Raw genomic sequence first — 18,973 nt, 5'->3', positions numbered from 1 at the left:
AGCCTAACCTTCTGAATTCTCAGTTAAATCATCTGGATGTACGTGAAGTTGATTACCAAGCATTAAAGGTATCCCATGAACACCTATACGAAAATCACAGGTATGTGGTAGTAGCGTTGCTATTTCTGTAGCGCTATTTAGTATTCCAGTGCATACAACTTCATTGGTTTTCAACATTTTAATCAGATATTCTGTATTCTCAGGAATGTGAAGTGGTTCATTTGTATGCAAAGCTGTACTTTCTCCGTTTTCCATCTCTGTATCTACATAATGATTATCCTCATTATTATCCTCTGACATTCCTGTATGTTGTTCCGGAGGCTTTACCTCTTCGTAAATAACACTACTTCCATTACACAAACTCACACTAAACGGCACCCACACATACTGATACCGCAATCCATTCACATAGTGATGCAGCTTGGCTCCCTTTGCTTTTATCTTCTCATCCCCCTGAGTATCATCCCACTGCGGGATTTGAAGCTCCGTACCAACAGAGAGCAGATCGGGGTTATCTCCGATTACCTCTTTATTGATTTCATAAAGATACTTCCAGGAAATTATGCCGTAATCTTTTGCAATGCTTCCAAGGTCATCACCTTCTGTAACCGTATGCACATTCTCAAACTTCTTCTGAAACGGTAGGGAGGCCAAATGCTGCACAAGCGCCACCCATACCTTGTCATCAAAGGGCCCATTTTCATCATCTATATCGTAGCCAAGAAGTTTTAGTCCACGCCTCAGGTTTTTAACGTTGATTTTATGCTCTTCGCCCTCAAAGCTATCAGGGTGATCATCCATCTCCTTTATTTTGTTGTCATCCATACCATAGAGCAGCATAAAGCGGGTAGGCATAAGATTGGGGTCGTTATCGGGGTCGCTGTTTTCCCCGGAAATAAATGCTTTCGCGATGTCGGTGAGTTTACCATAATTGAGGTGTGAGGCAAAGTGTCGTGCGGCCTCGTAACCCTCTTCTTTTTCGACTTCTTTTAGGATTTCGATGATATCTTTTATGGTGAGCGGTTCCGTTTTTTGCTGCTCCCCGGCTGCGGCCAGCGCTTCCCCGATCTCTTTAACCTTTTGCGCGACCTCTTCAGGGGCGCAGTACTTATTCATCTGTGCAAGCGCTGCCTGAATGTCAACGGGAAAGGTTTCGGTTCCCTCCACGGGCTTTATTTTCCCCTCTTTAAGTGCTTTGGCAGCGCTTGCCTGCGACGCGGACGCTCCGCCGCCCCCGCCACCACCTCCCCCACCGGAGCCGATGAGAACTGTGGGACAGCCGATAACGATACTTGAAGGGGGGCCGACGCAGACGCACATATCCCCTTGTCTGGCGGCCGGAGCCTTTCCGATAAGTACAGTGGGGCATCCTCCAACGATAGGTCCTCCCACATGGGGCACAGGAGGCATCCCCGGAGTCACCATGGGGCACATGTGCATATCACCCATGCGAGCCGCCACCATTTTTCCTATAAGTACATTGGGTGCTCCCGGACCGGTAATTGTACCGCCGTGGGCTGTCATATCGGTTATTCTGGCTGCCATCATAATGATGTGTTCCTTTTAGGGTTCAAACTGCTTTTCTACTAAACATGTTTTTTTGGTATTACAGTAGTATAGCGTATTATTTATATATACATAATATGAGGTATAGTGTCAAATGAAAACAGGTTTCATCTCTCCTGTAACAATTGGGGATACAGGGAACAATTGTTTTATCCTTTAACACAGTTAGGTTATTCAGTTGTTTAGTCCCTAACCGCTGCATTTACTTTAAATTGTGTGATCACTCTTGTCCAAAACAGGATAAAATAAACGAGGGTTGAGGGTAAACGCTCCGCAATTACTTTGGATAATGTCGTAATCACAACTGAATGAATTCTGGTTTTTCTAAACGTGAAGCGTTTACCTCTGTTCACCCTTCGCAGTAGTCTGCTACGGAGAACGTGCGCTCTTTGGCTTCTACTTCGGTGACCTCAGCACAGGTCTGCGTTATAAAATCTCCTTTTCTATAACCACAAATAACTCAGATCCGGACTGCATTAATTGCAATGTTGATATTAAAGTATCCGCAGCTGAAATCTACCTGTGGGTGGTCGCTCTCGACTTTATACAGTACTATTAAGAATGAATATATTCACCCATCCTGACCTTTGGGCCTAAATCAATAATCCGTTTCCCCAAGAGCGGGAGGCTGATTTAAATGTGGAGCAAGTGGCTTTAGCATTCGCTTAATTTGGACAGCAGTGCTCAACAGTATTTTCATCAACCCTATATGTTCTCCCCTTAGTTTAGCACCTACTATCTCACTGTCGCAAGCAGGATAATATCGTTTATCGGTCATAGGGTCGAAATGTCTTACGAAACGCCTAAGTTCAGTAAGTCACATCCCAAGTCTTGGATCCTGCCTTTTCCTAATTTCCTCCTTCATTTTTTGAATTGCATCGCGAACACTTTGGTGCTCTTCTTTGCTGATAAATTTCAGATTTCACCAGCAATCTGGTATTTAGCGTATGGGACAAATATTTAAGGAAGCCATAACCACAGCTACTGGAATAGAATGACTTGTGCACCACTCAACCATCCTTGAACACTCAAACAACCTGCTACACCAACAATAATAAGTAATTTCAATTGTCGTCGACCACAGTGGATACCAATCTGGGTGCAGTGGATACCAATCTGGGTGCAGTGGATACCAATCTGGGTGCAGTGGGTACCAATCTGGATGCAGTGGGTACCAATCTGGGTGCAGTGGGTACCAATCTGGGTGCAGTGGGTACCAATCTGGGTGCAGTGGGTACCAATCTGGGTGCAGTGGGTACCAATCTGGGTGCAGTGGGTACCAATTTTGGTGCAGTGGGTACCAATTTGGGTGCAGTGGGTGCCAATTTGGGTGCAGTGGGTGCCAATTTGGGTGCAGTGGGTACCAATTTGGGTGCAGTGGGTGCTAATTTTGGTGCAGTGGGTGCTAATTTGGGCGCAGTGGCTACCACTTTTGGCACAGTGGGTCGATATTTTCGCATATAGAAACCATCAAGGAGGCGCAGGGGGTGCTAATTTGGGCGCAGTGGCTACCACTTTTGGCACAGTGGGTCGATATTTTCGCATATAGAAACCATCAAGGAGGCGCAGGGGGTGCCAATTTAGGCGCAGTGGCTACCACTTTTGGCGCAGTGGGTCGATATTTTCGCATATAGAAACCATCAAGGAGGCGCAGGGGGTACCGATTTGGGCGCAGTGGCTATCACTTTTGGCGCAGCGGGTCGATATTTTCGCGTATAGAAACCATCAAGGAGGCGCAGGGGGTACTGATTTGGGCGCAGTGGCTACCACTTTTGGCGCAGCGGGTCGATATTTTCGCGTATAGAAACCATCAAGGAGGCGCAGGGGGTACTGATTTGGGCGCAGTGGCTACCACTTTTGGCGCAGTGGGAAGAAAAATCCATTCAGGTGCTTTTGTTGAAGTTGTGATGTCGTGCTCACCAAAAAGCACGCATGTGAATGTACTACCCCGAAGAGGTTACAATCCGGGTAGTGTCCTCTTACTCACTCTCTCCCTCTTTATCCGGAACCACTCTGGTAATCATGGAAGTTTTGCGCCCAAGCGAATCGTAGGTGTATTCGGTGTAGTTGGTGAGAACAAAGCCGTCTTTAAGGTTTGAGTAGTTTTTAAGGCTGAAAAAGTAGATCCTTTCTACCTGGTTGTGTTCAGTATACGTGTAAAAATTAAACCGTATAACATCACCCTGGTTAGAGTAGATTCCTAAACTGTATTCATATTCCCGTTTCTGAGAGGGGGTATAGGTGTAAAGTTTAATTAGTAATGGCTCTTTCTCTTTTTCTATTATATATTCAGCGGAAAGACTGTCGAAGTGGTTGAAATAGTACCACCGTATAAAACTCGAGTCTATGTTATTATCTCTAAACCGTATGGATTCAATAAATTCCTCTTTTGTGGTAAAAGAAAACCTAACACCACTGAATTCTTCATCATCGCGGCACTTTCTCTTTTCACTCTTGCGCTGACCCCATGAATTGTAGGTAACAAGGGTAGAGCATCTGTTTGTTTCATTTATGTAGAAAATGCTGTTAGTGTAACGAATTTCATGAACGTTGTTTGTGGTATCCTTATCTTCCTGTGATACGGATACTCTGTTAATAATTGTTGAATCATTTCGGTGTAAATGACTCTCAAATCGTTTGTTTGATGAAAAACCCTCTATGTTAAGAAACCTAAAAACACTATCTACCTTATCAGAATCATCTTTATAGAAATAAAACCAACTATCACTTTTATGTGTATGGTTAGAAACATCAAGCATCTCATCGGTAACTTCAGGCAGGTTAAGGTCGTGTTTTTGGATAAAGTGATCTGGCTGAAACTTATTTTGCGCGATCACCATCGTAATTGTAAAAAAAATCAATAGAGTTGTTTTTATCAAAATATACCTCAGTAATAGTATTGGTGTATGAGTTTGGATGCATGTTCTTTAAACGTTTCGAAATCAAAAGCGTATATAATTTTTGTGTTGTTATAGTATTTTGGATACCGGTCTAACAGAAATAGTTTTGATTTTCCGGTAAGTGCTTCAACATATTCTATCTGCCCCTTTAGTTTTTCGATCAGATTATCGAATTGTTTATTTAAGGAGATATGGGGTATTCCCCTGTTGCGTGCCCATTTAATATGAAGCGCCTGATCCGGCATCGGAACAAAACGGTCACTGTTTTGTCGAATCAACAAGAGAGCACCTACTCACCCTCACCCTCTTTATCCGGAACCACACGGGTAATCATGGAAGTTTTGCGCCCAAGCGAATCGTAGGTGTATTCGGTGTAGTTGGTGAGAACAAAGCCGTCTTTAAGGTTTGAGTAGTTTTTAAGGCTGAAAAAGTAGATTCTTTCTACCTGGTTGTGTTCAGTATAAGTGTAAAAATTAAACCGTATAACATCACCCTGGTTAGAGTAGATTCCTAAACTGTATTCATATTCCCGTTTCTGAAAGGGAGTATAGGTGTAAAGTTTAATTAGTTTTAATGGCTCCTTCTCTTTTTCTATTATGTATTCAGCGGAAAGACTGTCGAATTGGTTAAAATAGTACCACCGTATAAAACTCGAGTCTATGTTATTATCTCTAAACCGTATTGATTCGACAAAATCCTCTTTAGTGGTAAAACAAAACCTAACACCTCTGAATTCTTCATCATCGCGGCATTTTCTCTTTTCACTCTTGCGCTGACCCCATGAATTGTAGGTAACAAGGGTAGAGCAGAGATAACAGCGAAGCGGTGTGAGCGAGCTCGTATATTAGAACAGTTACGCCTCTCGGCTAAGCTCGAGGAACTGCTCAGGGCCATTGTCCATAATACCCAGCTGAGGCCACAATGCCAAAAATGATGTCACTGCTATGGGCTCTTTGCCCTATAAGGGCAGTCCATACTTCGGCTTCGCTCAGCACAGGTTTATAGCCAGGTCTTTTAAGCCTGGTCTCTATAAAATCCTGCATTCCCCTTCCTCCCGCGATTACAGCCCAAGGGTCCCCCCAAACGGATCTTTTCACGCTTTAAATAGCTATGAGCAATGAGCTGTGAGCGTTGAGCAGGAAAAGGAACAAATGGTTATTTCCTAGTTTTTACTCTTACATTTTCTTTAATTGGTCATAAGTAATTTTGTTTTCGCCCTGGCCTCCGTAGCTAAAGCGTAGGAGGCCTTTAGCCCCATAAAAATCCCTTTTTTCGTATTTCAATTCTTTTATGCTAATATTCTTGCTGGAACAAAAAACATCCAACGCTTTCAGCGCTTATGGCTATGAGCGTTGAGGATTAGAGAAGGGTGGTCATAAAAAACAGGCTTCTTCAGGAGTAATGGTAAAAAACTATAAGGCAGGAAGCCTGCCTTATAGTTGAAGGGGTACTGCTATGGGTTATCTTGATAGTACAAATCTTGCCTGTTGAGCTGTACCGCCCTGGTACACTCTTGCAATGTAATATCCATTTGGTACATTTGCCGCATTGAAAGTATGGGTAGCATTGACGCCGGCAACCGCTTTAATAGAAGCAGTTTCTACAACATTACCCCGTGGACTGTAGATTTTAAGCACAGCATCACCGGTTGTATTTGGACTAAAACTGATATTTACCGCGGAATTAGAGTAGGGAGTAACTTTGAGCCCAGTCTGCCTGTTACTTCTGAATGTTGCAGGCGAGACACTCGTTTCCTCTGCGAAGGTAAGCCTTACGTTGCTAACCGTTATATCTCCTGTAACATTACCAAAGTTGAATCCAATTCTGGAATTGATATTGGTCTCATTCTCCATGGTAAACCCAACGACATGGGTCTCCTTTTCAGTTGTTAGTTCAATCATCTCAGAAGCATAGACAGTCCATGGATTATCTGGCAATTGGGCCAACACTTCTATCTCTCTTTCTTCTGCTGCAGAAGCATCAAATGTAAGTATATACTCCTGCCCCTCTTCTAGTGGCACTCCTCCCTGGACCAACTGAATGTTATGGATTTGCTCTTCATCACCAAGTCTTGTAACTGAAATCGTCAATTCCCCATCAACCAAACTACTGTCCGCTTCTGATTCATCCCATGTATGAAAGTTCCAAAATTCATAACCGGAAGAGAAATCTCCATTCTCCAAAAGGTTACTTGTGGGATCTGTTGGGTCAAAGTCCAGGACGAAAGTAGCTGTAATGTTGGTTTCGCCATTGACGGTAATGGTAAGAGGGTTTTCGCTGCCACTGACGCCTTCACCACTCCAGCCCTCAAATGCCCATCCTGAAGCAGGCTCAGCTGAAAGTGTTACTTCAGTTCCCTCCTGGTAGCGAATGGCATTGGGATCACGACGTACCCTTCCCCGGCCAACTACTTCAGTCATAAGCGGATAGGTGCCTTCCATGTCAGCAACGATGTCCTCACTCCACATATTTCCTGTAAGCGCCAGGAGGTAAACATTACCTAAATGTCGACCATACCAGTAATTTTCATCTATTGCTCTTACCTGAGCGGCAAAGTCATCAACGACCTCCTGGCTATTTGCCATTGCTCCAACCGCAAAGCCACCAACAAAGGGGATGTTAGTGTTACTTCCTCTGGGAGTTCCATCCAGTTCATAGCCATCTACAATACGATCTTGATTATGTGCCCAGCCAGTTACCTTCACCAGCCAGTCTTTAGCCCTTTCATCTCCGTTCCAGAGATAGTCAAGAGCGATTCTCCATGGGGTACGACAGGCATCAAAAGCATAATACCCTACTCTTTCACCAGCGCCCGGAGTTCCATCTGCATGTTGCCAGTCCGGTACGAGTCCTGTTTCATCGTGAGCTGCGCGTTCAAGAAGGATATAGGTATCCTCAGCAAGCTTATTCCAGGCATCATTTCCGGTCACATCTGCAAAAAGCCTGAAGTATGCTGGTGTATAGTAGGATATATCGGTTTCCTGATACCCTCCCCAAGGCTGTCCGTTGGCGTGTCCTGCAGCCAAAACAGAGATCGTCGAATCTGGATGCGTCACTATTAATTTTTCGCAATTTTCGATCACCTCTCTTGCCTTATTAAGATAATCTTCACCCCACTGCCAGTAGGCAACGATAAGACTAAAGGCCACATCAAGGTCACCATCGGTAGCACTTCCTTCGTCGATAAAACCATCACAGGTTACATGCCAACCCATCATTCCACCGGCTCTGTCGGTAGTTTTCATGTTATAGAAATGAAGCAACCCATCAAACGTTTCTTTATCATCCATGTAGGCAGCGGTCATCATTGCCCATCCCTGCCCCTCTACTTTGACTTCTTGGGGAGTGTCGGCTGTAGGCATCAATGCAACAATACCAGTATTTATATCAATACATTCTTCTATATAGTCTTCTTTCCAATCATCCCACCACTCCTGCATAAAATCGCTATCGAGGTAGCTTGCAGGCATATATCCATGGGGATATTGCACATTTTGAGGGAATGAATAGTTTCCGCTCTGGCCGTAGGAAAAGGTCGCGGCAAGAAACAACAATAATGGGCAAAGAATCAGTTTCATTTAAACTCTCCTTAAAAATGTTTAACGATGAATAATTGATGTGAAGAATAATATAAGGAAACAGCCAGAAAAATACCTGTGAAAAAGCGCTGAAAAAGTTGATATTTTTTCACCTTTTTAGTTTTTTGGGGTTTTTTGCGGGATTTTGGAGGAGAGGATGTTTTCTCAGGGGCGGTTTGGGATTGGGGACGGACTGCTCTTTTAACCTTTAAGTTTAGGCACAACATTTTGACCGGATCTAACCGTGGGAGGTTGAAGCGAGACCAAACGCAAACAAGAAATTTTCAACGGTGATAAATGAAGTACATATTGAAGTGTTGAGTATTCCAAGATCCAAGTTCTACATTCAAAATTTCTTTTACCATGCTTCTCTGGATTCAAAGAATATCCCGCACTTTCAGCGCTTGGGATCTTTTTTGCACCCAGCACCCGGGGCTGCGCCAGAAGACTGGCTTACCCCGGGCTATTATATCCCGCGCTTTCAGCGCTTAAGAAAAAAATCAAGACCATATTCCGTTCTCCACTTCCTCACCGCGATAACAGCCGAAGCCCCCCTATCTAGCTATGAACAGGGAGTAGAAGATTTGTGTTCTGGAGCATTGTTTCATCTTTGCTGGAAATACAACAGGACATTAAACCGAGTTTTGCATTCTAATTCCCACTTCCTCCCGAGATTAAAGCCTAAGGGTCCCCCCAAACGGATCCTCTCACGCTTTCACCAATGACGCCCGGGGGTGACCCAATCAATCGCCTTTAGCGCCATAAAATCTTTGTTCCAAAATCCAAAATTTAGGGGACGGACTGTCTTTTAACCTTTAAGTTTTAGCACAACATTTTGAGCGGATCTAACCGTGAGAGGTTGAAGCGGGGATGAGTGTGTGAGAATTAAGGGGACGGACTGTCTTTTTAACGTTAAAGTTTAAGCACAACATTTGAGCGGATCTAACCGTGGGAGGTTGAAACGAGACCAAACGCAAACAAGATTTTTTCAACCGGGAATAAATGAAGTACATATTGAAGTGTTCAGTATTCCAAGATCCAAGTTCTACATTCAAAATTTCTTTTACCATGCTTCTCTGGATTCAAAGAATATCCCGCACTTTCAGTGCTTGGGATCTTTTTTGCACCCAGCACCCGGGGCTGCGCCAGAAGACTGGCTTACCCCGGGCTATTATATCCCGCGCTTTCAGCGCTTAAGAAAAAAATCAAGACCATATTCCGTTCTCCACTTCCTCCCAAGATTAAAGCCCAAGGGTCCCCCCAAACGGATCCTCTCACGCTTTCACCAATGACGCCCGGGGGTGACCCAATCAATCGCCTTTAGCCCCATAAAACCTTTATTCCAAAATCCAAAATTAAGGGGACGGACTGTTTTTTAAACCTTAAATTTAAGCACAACATCTATGACCGGATCTAACCGTGAGAGGTTGAAACGAGACCAAACGCAAACAAGATTTTTTAATCGGCGATAAATGAAGACATATTGAAGTGTTGAGTATTCCAAGATCCAAATTCTACATTCCAGATTTCTTTTACCCGGCTTCTCTGGAATCAGAGAATATCCCGCACTTTCAGCGCTCGGGATCTTTTTTGCACCCAGCACCCGGGGCTGCGCCAGAAGACTGGCTTACCCCGGGCTATTATATCCCGCGCTTTTAAGCGCTTAAGATTTGCCAAACCCAGAGAACAGAATTCCTGAACATCTCCTACCGATAAGATCATCCACGAGAACGTAGAGAACCTGCGACTATGCCACAATGCCAATGCCGATGCAGAATTCCTTCATTCCTTCATTCCTTCATTCCTTCATTCCTTCATTCCTTCCATTCCACATTCCACATTCCACATTCCACATTCCAAATTCCAAATTCCAAATTCCAAATTCCAAATTTTCTCTCTTTCCGCGATTAAAGCCCAAAGGGTCCCCCCAAACGGATCCTTTCACGCTTTCACCAATGACGCCAGGGGGTGACCCAATCAATCGCCTTTAGCCCCAAAAAATCTTTATTCCAAAATCCAAATTTTCTCTACCCCCTACCTATCTTCCCTTTAACTCTCTTGCTCAAACGCCCTAACCCATTCGAAATATCGTTGCCTATTCCATAAAAACACGGTATAACAAGTATAACCGTTATGGTAGAAAACAGAAGGCCAAAAATTATAGTTGAAGCCATGGGGCTCCAAACCGGGGAAACGCCTCCAATGCCCAGAGCAGTTGGCAGTAAGCCCCCAATGGTAGTTATTGATGTCAACAAAACAGGCCGTAAACGAACAATCACCCCATCCACCACTGCATCCATGACACTTCCATATGAAGCGCGCCTTCTGTTTATAAAGCTAATGAGCACAATAGAATCATTTACCGCTATGCCTGCCAACGCCACCCCGGCATACATCACCACCGATGAAAACGGTGTACCGGTAATGATCAGATATACCACCACTCCGGCAAAAGCAAAGGGGATCGAAAACATCAACAGAAGCGGCTGGGTGTATGAATTAAACTGAGTACCGAGGATTATATACATTAAAAATATCCCTACCAGAAAGAGCCTCAACACATCGTCAAGAACCTGCTGAAACTCTTCAAACTCCCCCCCCGCTTCAAGCGTGACTGCGGGGTATTGAGCTGCCAGCTCCCTTTGGTAATACTCTATAAGCATTTCATTTACCCCCGCCAGATCCACTTCACCGAATATTTGCGCCGAAACAGTCACAAGCCTTCTTCCATCCCGCCTGCTGATTGACGCTATATCGGTGGTGTCAAGAATAGTTGAGAAGGAGGAAAGTGGAACACCAACTCCTGCCGGTGATTGAATCTGAAGAGTGTGAAGCTGTGACCAGTTAGTAATCGGTTCATCTTCAATAATAACCACTACATCCACCTCTTCATTGCGATCAAAGACGGTAGTTGCCGAAACACCGTCAAAAAGAGCCCCAATGTATGATCCTACCATTGACGCGTTAAGCCCCAGGCGGGCAGCCTGATAGGTATCGACCAGAATGCGCAGCTCCGGAGTTCCGGGTTCGATGTTATTCTGCACATTAAATAGCTGATCGGACATATCCTCCATTACCCGTGTCATATGCTCAGCTATAAAAAACAGCTCGTCATAATCATCACCATAAAACCTCAGCGTCACGGGATCATCAACGGGCGGCCCCCCTTCAATAGTTCTAAAACGCACCACATCCGGGCCGGCAATGTGCGCAGCATCAGCTTCCACCCAGCTTGCGATCTCCGCAACCGGATACTCTCTTCCCTCCTCCTGTTCTGGAAGCTCAACAATAAGCTGAGCCAGATTGTCCCGTGAAAGAGGCACCGGACCAGCACCCACTTCACCTATTACCGAGAGCACCGAAGTTACCGTTCCATCATCAAGGTAGGGAGCGAGCACTTCCTCAAACTCTTCAAGCGTAGAAAGGGTTTTGTGCCTTGGTGTCCCGGGAGGCATTTCGATTTCAACAAAAAAGTAACTGTACTCTTCACCGGCAAAAAGATCCTGCCGAACCGCTGTCAGCCCAATAAAGGCCAGAAGCAAAAAAACAGCAGCGCCAATGATGGTCTTATACCTGTTTACATAAATTGTCGAGAGTGCTTTTCGCCAAAAGTTTTCCAATTTGGTGAAAACTTTCCGTTTTCTTTTCTGCTTTGTACTACTCCAGTGCGCAAAGTGTGAGGGCAGAAACGTAAAGGCTTCAAGAGTTGAAGCGACCAGTGCAATGGTTACAACAATGGGAATAACCCGCAGAAACCTCCCAATTATTCCAGGAACGATCATCAGGGGCAAAAAAGCAGCGATGGTGGTTAAAGTGGCAGCCGATACCGGAGAAAACACTTCATTTGTTCCGCTTATTGCAGCATCAGTACGTGATAAACCGGTTTGCTGTATTCGGTAACAATTTTCGATGATAACGATGGCATGATCGACAATAAGCCCCAGGACAAGCACCAGCGCAAAAAGAGAATTGCTGTTAAGCGATTCCCCAAGCACCTCCATGACAATAAAGGTAATTGCAAAGGTGATTGGTATCCCAAGACTTATGATAAACGCATTGCGCCCCCCCACAAAGAACCACAGTACAAAAATGAGAAGAAAAAAACCAAACACAGCGTTCATTACAAGCACATTGATCGACTGAGTGATTCTGATTGTAGAATCGTTTAAATACGAGATCTCTACATCTTGTGCTGCTGTTTGACGAAACTGCTCCACCACTTCCCGTATATCCGCAACCACATCAACCGAAGAGGCATCAGTTACCTTTGCCACTTCAAGGCGAACCGCGGGATTGAAATTAAACCTGGCAACCGGTGCTGCAGGATCAAGGGTCTCAGTAATGGTCGCAATGTCCCTAAGGCGCACCACCCCGGCATCATCAGTAGCCGGGCGGACAACTATGTCCCTGAATTCCCCGGGCCTCTGCCTCTCCTGAAGCGTGCGAAGCAGATACTGTCGAGTGGGGGTTTTAAGAAACCCTCCCGGGATACTTACATTTGACCCCCCTACCGCCTGCACAACCTGATCGATATCCAGATCCATTGTTTCCATTGCACCCTGATCGGCTTTAATCCTAAACTGTCGTTGCGGTGCGCCAAGCACAGAAACAGAGGAGACATCTCTGATTGCAGCAATAGCATCCCGTAACCTTCGGGCTTCACTTGCAAGCGTAAGGGTATCATCAATTCCATGAACCACCACTTCAATAACCGGCAAAAACTCAGCACTGGAAAATTCACTAACCTCCGGATCCAAAGCACCATCCGGCAGATCGACATTGGCAAGACGAGTCTGGGTTTCGTTGAACAGATTTGCAAACTCTTCCCTCGAAATCCCCTCTTCAAACTGCACGATAATAACCGCAAGCCCTTCCCTGATATTGGTCTGTATCTCGGTAACCCGTGCAAGACCATCCATCTCGTTTTCGACGGGAACACCCACTGTGTTTTCGATATCAAAGGGTGAGGCTCCGGGATAGGGCACGGTTATAATAGCCCAGAAAAAGGGCACCTCACTAAACTGTTCCTGTGGCAACCGCGTAAGGCTCTGGTATCCCAAAACAAGTACCGTAACCATGAGAATGTTAATAAGCACATGATTGCGAACAGAAAACCCGCCAATGTTCACCGTAAGTCCCCGCTTTCGCCGATTACACGAACCCTTACCCTGTCACCATCAGTAAGAGTTGTTGTTCTGGAAGTTATAACTGTATCACCCGCGGTAACTCCCTGAGCTATTTCGGAAAGGTTATCGACCCTTCTGCCGACGCGCACCGCAGTTCTCTGTGCCGATACCCCCTTTGCGAGAAAAACAAAGGTTGAGTCGTTTTGTCGCACAACTGCCGATGTAGGTACAACCAACACACTGTCTTTATCTGTGGTCCTTACGCGAGCTCTTGCGTTCATTCCCGACAGCACCGAAGAGGCGTTGTTTTGCCAGTTGATAACAACTGAGTAGCTTGCGCTCTGGGGGCTTGCTCTCGGGGCCACCGCACTCACCGTAGCAGTGAATGGAGTATCGACCTGCAAAGCCGGCACAGAGACATACGCAGTAAGCCCCGGCTCAAGCAACCCCACCTCTCTCTCCCCCACTGCCCCTTCAAACCGCATCACATCGAGGTTAACAATTTGGGCAACAACCATTCCAAATGATATAAGATTTCCCACCGCCACCTCCTCACCCTTTTGGGCAATCAACCCCGAAATCGGAGCAGTGACCACGGTGTTTTCATATCTGGCTTTGGCACTTTCGTAGCCAGCCCGTGCACCATGATACGCCGCCAAAGCCTCTTCGTATTCACCTCTTGATATGGTGTTATCTTCAACCAGCTCCTCTGAAACCTCTAAGTTCCTCTGTGCAGTGACCAGTTGATTATGAGCCTGCTGCATAGAATACAGTGCCTCTTCTCTGTCTACTCTTAAAATTTCTCCTCCGACATTTACCCTGTCGCCCAGCTCAACAGACACCGACTGAATTACTCCCTCAGTTTCGGAAGCTACCACCACTTCCTCTTCACCCCGTACCACTCCGGAGAGTTCAATCCAGGGGTTTAGTATATCGCGACCGGAGATCACCGCCTCAACTGCCACCCGTCCATCAGGAACTTCCCCCTGCAGCGCCTCTCCATTTTCGTTTGAAGGATTACAGGCGACTATCACCACCATACTACCGAAAATTATCAGTTGTAACATTTTCATTGCAACTCCTCAAGCATTCCTGCAGCCCTTAAGTACTCGGCGCGATTTAGTATACTGCCTGCCATTGCTCCCAGATAGGCCACCTGTGCAGCTTCGAGCTGCATTTGAGTATCCAACAATTCGATAAGCCCTGCCATCCCCGCCCTGTAACGTCGCTCAACCATAGAAAGCGCCTCCTGCATCAACTGTAGCCTCTTGCTACTGGCTTCCACCTCAATGCCTGAGTTTCGGTAAAGATCCCTGGCATTTTCCAATGAGATCTGAGTCTGTCTTCTCATCTGTTGAGTCATCGTCTCCGCCATTCGCGCCTGATATCTGCTCATTTGCAATTCCGAATACCGCCTGCCCCCGGCAAACAGATCGATGGAAGCCTGAGCACCCATGGTCCAGTAACTCTCCTGCTCAACGATCACCCCATTTTCAGGTGGCCAATCGTACTGGAAAAAGGCATTTATCCGTGGCAGAAACTGCGTTATGGATACCAACACCGATCGTTGGGCGACTTCAAGTTCATCCTCAGCAGCAAGAATTGATGGATTCCTCCCCACTCCGTTATCGATTATCTCTGCGGTATCTCTGTAAAGCTGCTTTAAGAGCTCCATGCCTTCCAGTTGGACATCTGCTTCACCAACCTGTGTTTCCCCAATGGATAAAAGAAGCTGTGAAAGGGCAAGCCGTGCAGCAGTATGTGATTCATTTATCCTGACCTGGCGTTCTAACAGTTCGGCTTCCCAGCGCAGGACCTCACTTGCAGGCATCACTCCCCTCTCTTCACTAACGCGGGCCTGCTTTAAATTCTGCTCAACCCAGGCCAGACCGGTGCTATCGATCCGTAGCTGCTCAAACGCAACTAACGTGTTGAGGTAATTTGAACGGACCTCAAGAATCACATCCTGCCTGGTCGCTTCAAGGGTGTGTTCCATTGCTGAAAGCGTTTTTCTGGCAACAAGAAGACTTGCCACCTCCACCCCTCCGTTAAATAGTGGCTGCGTTACTGAGAGTTGATGAGAAAAGCCATCACCCACAATGCCTGGCCCGGTTGGCACTGTTGGCTGCTGCTGAGCGACAGGAGCGGGCGGCTCTTCAGCGATATCTTCTGTAGTGATATAAGTTGTTGAAAATGAAACCGTTGGAAAGATATTACCTATAGCACTGTTACGCTCCCACCGCGTTGCAGATAGTTCATACTGAGCAGATAAAAAGTTCAGATTATTCTCAAGTGCGGCTCTTTCGGCATTGCGTAGCGTAAGAGTATCGGAGCTGCCCGGAAGAATTAAACAGCAGCATAAAGAAACTAGTTTTAATGGATTTGAAAGATAGGACACAAACACACACCCCCGTATTGAGAAAACGTGAAGTGTAAAAAGGGAACGCAATCAATGTGCCAGAAAGAGAGGGCTATTTAAGTCGCGTGTTTTTGAACAAATGGCTTTTATGACTGAGGACTGCGATCATTCCGGGACTGTCTTGTAGTGAAATTCACCTGAGATAGCGGTCTGAATCCGTTTACCTGTTTAATGTCCTTACATTGAAACTATGCGATCTGCCGTTATGCTCAAGGTGCAATATAAGGGTACCGCTTGAAATACCAGAGGGGATTTTCACTGCTTCTCCAACGGTAGCGACAGTGGAAAACTGAAGCCTGCCCCGGATATCAAACCCCCGTAAGCGTACCTTTTGATCTGTCAGTGCATCATTTTCTATTATTATATGCCTGTTTAGTATGGAAAAAGATGGCCTGAGACTGGCATTTTGAGTGCTCTGTGCTTGTGTAGTGATGACAAAGTCGGTTATCTCACTAACTGCCCCCCAAACATTTAGCCTCCCACTCCCCCAATTGTTGTCGGGGATAGAATAGCCGGTCAGCTCATCGGTCGTAGCTGCTGCTTTCAGTGCCTCTTTTGCCCGCTCTGGGGTGAGCAGGGGATCTGCCTGTAACATAAGCGCCACGCTTCCCGCTACCATGGGAGCAGACAGTGATGTACCGGAACCATGCTGATACCTGCCATAAAGGGTTTCTGTATCCGGCCACACCACCAGGTTTGCGGTGTTTTCATACGCACTGCTCATGACCGACACGACTCCAAGGCCCGGAGCGGTGATATCGGGTTTGATCCGGCCATCAACAGTAGGGCCGCGGCTGGACCAGGGAGCAAGATCAAGAGGGTTTGAGTTAATGGTGGTTTGAACGCTGTCCCAGAGCGTAACGGTTCCTCTGTTAATGTACGCTCCCACCGAGATGATCCTGTTTGCTGTACCCCCTATCTCTACTATGGATGATTTATTACCCCCGTCAAAGAAGTGTTCTGTATCCAACCCCCTGAGATCTCTGTTAACGGTATTCCATATGTTCACCTTCCCCGATCCACTAAGTGACACCCCAAGCCAGTACTTTTTATTATTGCTCCTCAGGGAAGCCCTGACATTGGGTTTACTGTTAAGGGTATTGGAACGTTCCGAAAAAGCGCTGATTATCACTGTATCGGAAGCACCTGAAGTGCTATTAGGTATTAGTATGGTGTCAGCATTTATAAAACTACCGAATCTGGTTCGCAAAGTAGTGCTTCCTTCCAGATAGGTCATCGAAACAGTGTCGAGGACCAAAACGGTAGCCGAGAAGTTTTCACCCGGCTCCCCCCAGACATTTATTGCCGAAGCATACCTTTGGAAACCATTTACTTCACGGGGCTGCACAAATGTACCCTGAGTTTGAGAACTGAGCTTCGTAGAAAGATGAACCTTCCTGGCCCCATCATTACCTGCAGCCCCAACGATTATCCTCCCCGGCCCCGAAAGAGAATCGATCAGCCGGTCTATTAACGAGGTACCATCATGTGGCCCTTCATGAGTTCCGATACTAAGATTAATTACACCTGGTACCTCCATGGAGTCTGCAAGGGAGAAGATCCACCGTATGGCATCGGCGATTTCAGCGGCATTGTTTCCATACTTAACGGCGGCTATCGTGGCTTCCGGAGCGATACCATAGTAGGGTCCTGAGCGGTCTCCGCCAGCAATCACCCCCGTAACAGAGGTACCGTGGGTGGATGAGCTGTCAAAGCCAAACGAGGAATCTGAGTGAAGCTGCTCTCCGGTTTTGATTACGCCATAGCCAAAAGAGCTGTTTCCACTGCCCTCGGCTCTTTGATCCCATAGTGCTACAAACCGACTGTTACCGGCCGAATCAACAAAAGCGGGATGATAGATATCAAATTCAACATCAATTACTCCAACCAGGATGTCTTTACCGGTTAAACCAAAATAGGGATGGGTGTGCATAAATTCATGAACAGAGTCGACCGCCGAAAACTCTCGTGCCACATCGAGTTGGGGAAAGAGTTTTGTGGGGCCCTGAATCTCAATCACCCCTTCTAAACCCCTTATAAAGTGCAGGTCATTTTCGCAGCCCTGAAGCGTTAACAGCTCACCACTGCGAGTGACCACCTCCCAGCCACGCACCACTACTGCCGATTCATCAAACCCCCTCTCAACCAATGCTAACACTCTGATAGTGGATGAGCAGAATGCCCGTTTTCTGAGCAAGACGCTACTATCGGGTTTCTGAAGAGAACGGGAGCTAAAATCGAAAGTTCCCCCTAAACGAGCCCCCCTTTGGGCCTGGGGGAAGCTTAAAAAGAAAAGGGTTATAAGCATGGTTACGGTTATACGGGTTTGCACAAGCTTTCCTAAAATTGAATAATTGTAATAACCAAACACTTCTACCTAAGTATACAACCATAGATTCTAACATTCCAGATTTGAGGTATATACTCACAGAATTCTTTTGCCCAGAAGAGATGCAGCCATCTCGACTGCAGTTGCAGCTGTTGTGTTTTTATAGTCCAGCACCGGATTGATTTCAACGATATCCATAGAACAGGCCAGGCTTGAGTCAGCAATCAGTTCCATGGCAAGATGAGCCTCTCTGTAGGTAATTCCGCCCTGTGCAGGGGTGCCCACCCCTGGCGCGACCTGCGGATCGATCGCATCCATATCCAAACTAACGTGAATTCTTCCAAGAACACTGAGGTAGTTTATGGCTTCCTTTATCACCTCACCGATCCCCCGCTCATCTATCTCCCTCATGGTATAAATCTTAATCCCACTCTTTTTGAGCAGTTCTTTTTCATCATAATCCAGGTCCCGTACTCCAACCAGTACGATATCTTTGGTCGAAATTTTTGCCCCCACTCTGCCAACATTTACCAGATCTGCTATGCCGGTACCAGTAATAATCGAAACCGGCATACCATGAATATTGCCATTGGGAGAAGTCTGAGGGAGGTTAAAATCGCCATGACTATCTATCCAGATAACTCCTGCCGGAGTTCTGTCGGTAACTGCTGCGATTGTTCCTATGGCGATGGAATGATCCCCGCCAAGAAACAACGGAAAACTCCCCCGCTCTATAACAGCGCAGCCGACGTTATAGATTTGCTCACAAACGCCTGCTATTTCAGCAGCATACTCCAGTGCTCTTTTTGCTTTAATATGCTCTCGTACCGGCACACTTATATTGCCTAAATCCTTAATCTCCAGCCCCGTTTCCATGAGCCTTTTTTGCAAATCAGCATACCTTAAAGCACTGGGCCCCATGTCCACACCCCGTCTGGATTGACCCAAATCGAGAGGTACACCCACTATTTCAACCGTGTTCAAACAACAGATCTCCTTTTTGCTGTATAATGTTTTAGAGCAATCAGCAGACCCGAAAGGGGTTAAAACATTTG

The 18,973-nt window shown here is 46.1% G+C and carries 11 protein-coding genes; 1 reads left to right on the top strand and 10 read right to left on the bottom strand.

Going from position 1 to position 18,973, the window contains the following annotated elements:
* Nucleotides 1-3: 3 nt before the first annotated feature.
* The gene (locus QA601_00340) at nt 4-1,548 is read right to left on the bottom strand and encodes a PAAR domain-containing protein (GenBank protein MDG5813514.1); all 1,545 of its coding nucleotides are present in this window, start codon (nt 1,546-1,548) and stop codon (nt 4-6) included.
* 1,086 nt (nt 1,549-2,634) lie between these two features.
* Between QA601_00340 and QA601_00335 the strand changes: the two genes are divergently transcribed.
* Nucleotides 2,635-3,030: a hypothetical protein gene (locus QA601_00335; GenBank protein MDG5813513.1), complete on the top strand. Its 396-nt coding sequence runs from the start codon at nt 2,635-2,637 to the stop codon at nt 3,028-3,030.
* A 515-nt stretch (nt 3,031-3,545) separates the two neighbouring features.
* On the opposite strand, the gene QA601_00330 is transcribed toward QA601_00335, so the two are convergent.
* The 9 genes from QA601_00330 to rocF all read right to left on the bottom strand — a co-directional run bounded on the left by QA601_00330 (nt 3,546) and on the right by rocF (nt 18,902).
* Nucleotides 3,546-4,445 (bottom strand): hypothetical protein, encoded by a 900-nt coding sequence (locus QA601_00330; GenBank protein ID MDG5813512.1) that lies wholly within the window; start codon nt 4,443-4,445, stop codon nt 3,546-3,548.
* Nucleotides 4,446-4,453: 8 nt separating this feature from the next.
* On the bottom strand, nt 4,454-4,744 hold the full coding sequence (locus QA601_00325; protein ID MDG5813511.1) for a hypothetical protein: 291 nt from the start codon (nt 4,742-4,744) through the stop codon (nt 4,454-4,456).
* Nucleotides 4,745-5,350: 606 nt separating this feature from the next.
* Entirely contained in the window at nt 5,351-5,509 is a 159-nt protein-coding gene (locus QA601_00320) for a hypothetical protein (GenBank protein ID MDG5813510.1), read from the bottom strand.
* 417 nt (nt 5,510-5,926) lie between these two features.
* Complete coding sequence (locus QA601_00315; GenBank protein ID MDG5813509.1) at nt 5,927-8,044, bottom strand: glycosyl hydrolase family 8; 2,118 nt, start codon at nt 8,042-8,044, stop codon at nt 5,927-5,929.
* 2,027 nt (nt 8,045-10,071) lie between these two features.
* Nucleotides 10,072-13,173 (bottom strand): efflux RND transporter permease subunit, encoded by a 3,102-nt coding sequence (locus QA601_00310; protein MDG5813508.1) that lies wholly within the window; start codon nt 13,171-13,173, stop codon nt 10,072-10,074.
* Entirely contained in the window at nt 13,170-14,243 is a 1,074-nt protein-coding gene (locus QA601_00305; protein MDG5813507.1) for an efflux RND transporter periplasmic adaptor subunit, read from the bottom strand. Before QA601_00305 ends, QA601_00310 begins: the two co-directional genes overlap by 4 nt.
* A complete protein-coding gene (locus QA601_00300) occupies nt 14,240-15,568 on the bottom strand; it encodes a TolC family protein (GenBank protein ID MDG5813506.1) in 1,329 nt (442 codons plus the stop codon). The genes QA601_00305 and QA601_00300 overlap by 4 nt, the downstream gene beginning before the upstream one ends.
* A gap of 181 nt (nt 15,569-15,749) precedes the next feature.
* Nucleotides 15,750-17,921 (bottom strand): S8 family serine peptidase, encoded by a 2,172-nt coding sequence (locus QA601_00295; protein MDG5813505.1) that lies wholly within the window; start codon nt 17,919-17,921, stop codon nt 15,750-15,752.
* A 93-nt stretch (nt 17,922-18,014) separates the two neighbouring features.
* Nucleotides 18,015-18,902 carry an arginase gene (gene rocF, locus QA601_00290; GenBank protein MDG5813504.1) on the bottom strand — a complete coding sequence of 296 codons (888 nt, stop codon included), beginning with the start codon at nt 18,900-18,902 and terminating at the stop codon, nt 18,015-18,017.
* Between the last annotated feature and the right edge of the window lie 71 nt (nt 18,903-18,973).

Source organism: Chitinispirillales bacterium ANBcel5, assembly GCA_029688955.1.
Lineage (GTDB): Bacteria > Fibrobacterota > Chitinivibrionia > Chitinivibrionales > Chitinispirillaceae > Cellulosispirillum > Cellulosispirillum alkaliphilum.
This window is presented reverse-complemented; position numbering and strand designations above follow the sequence as displayed.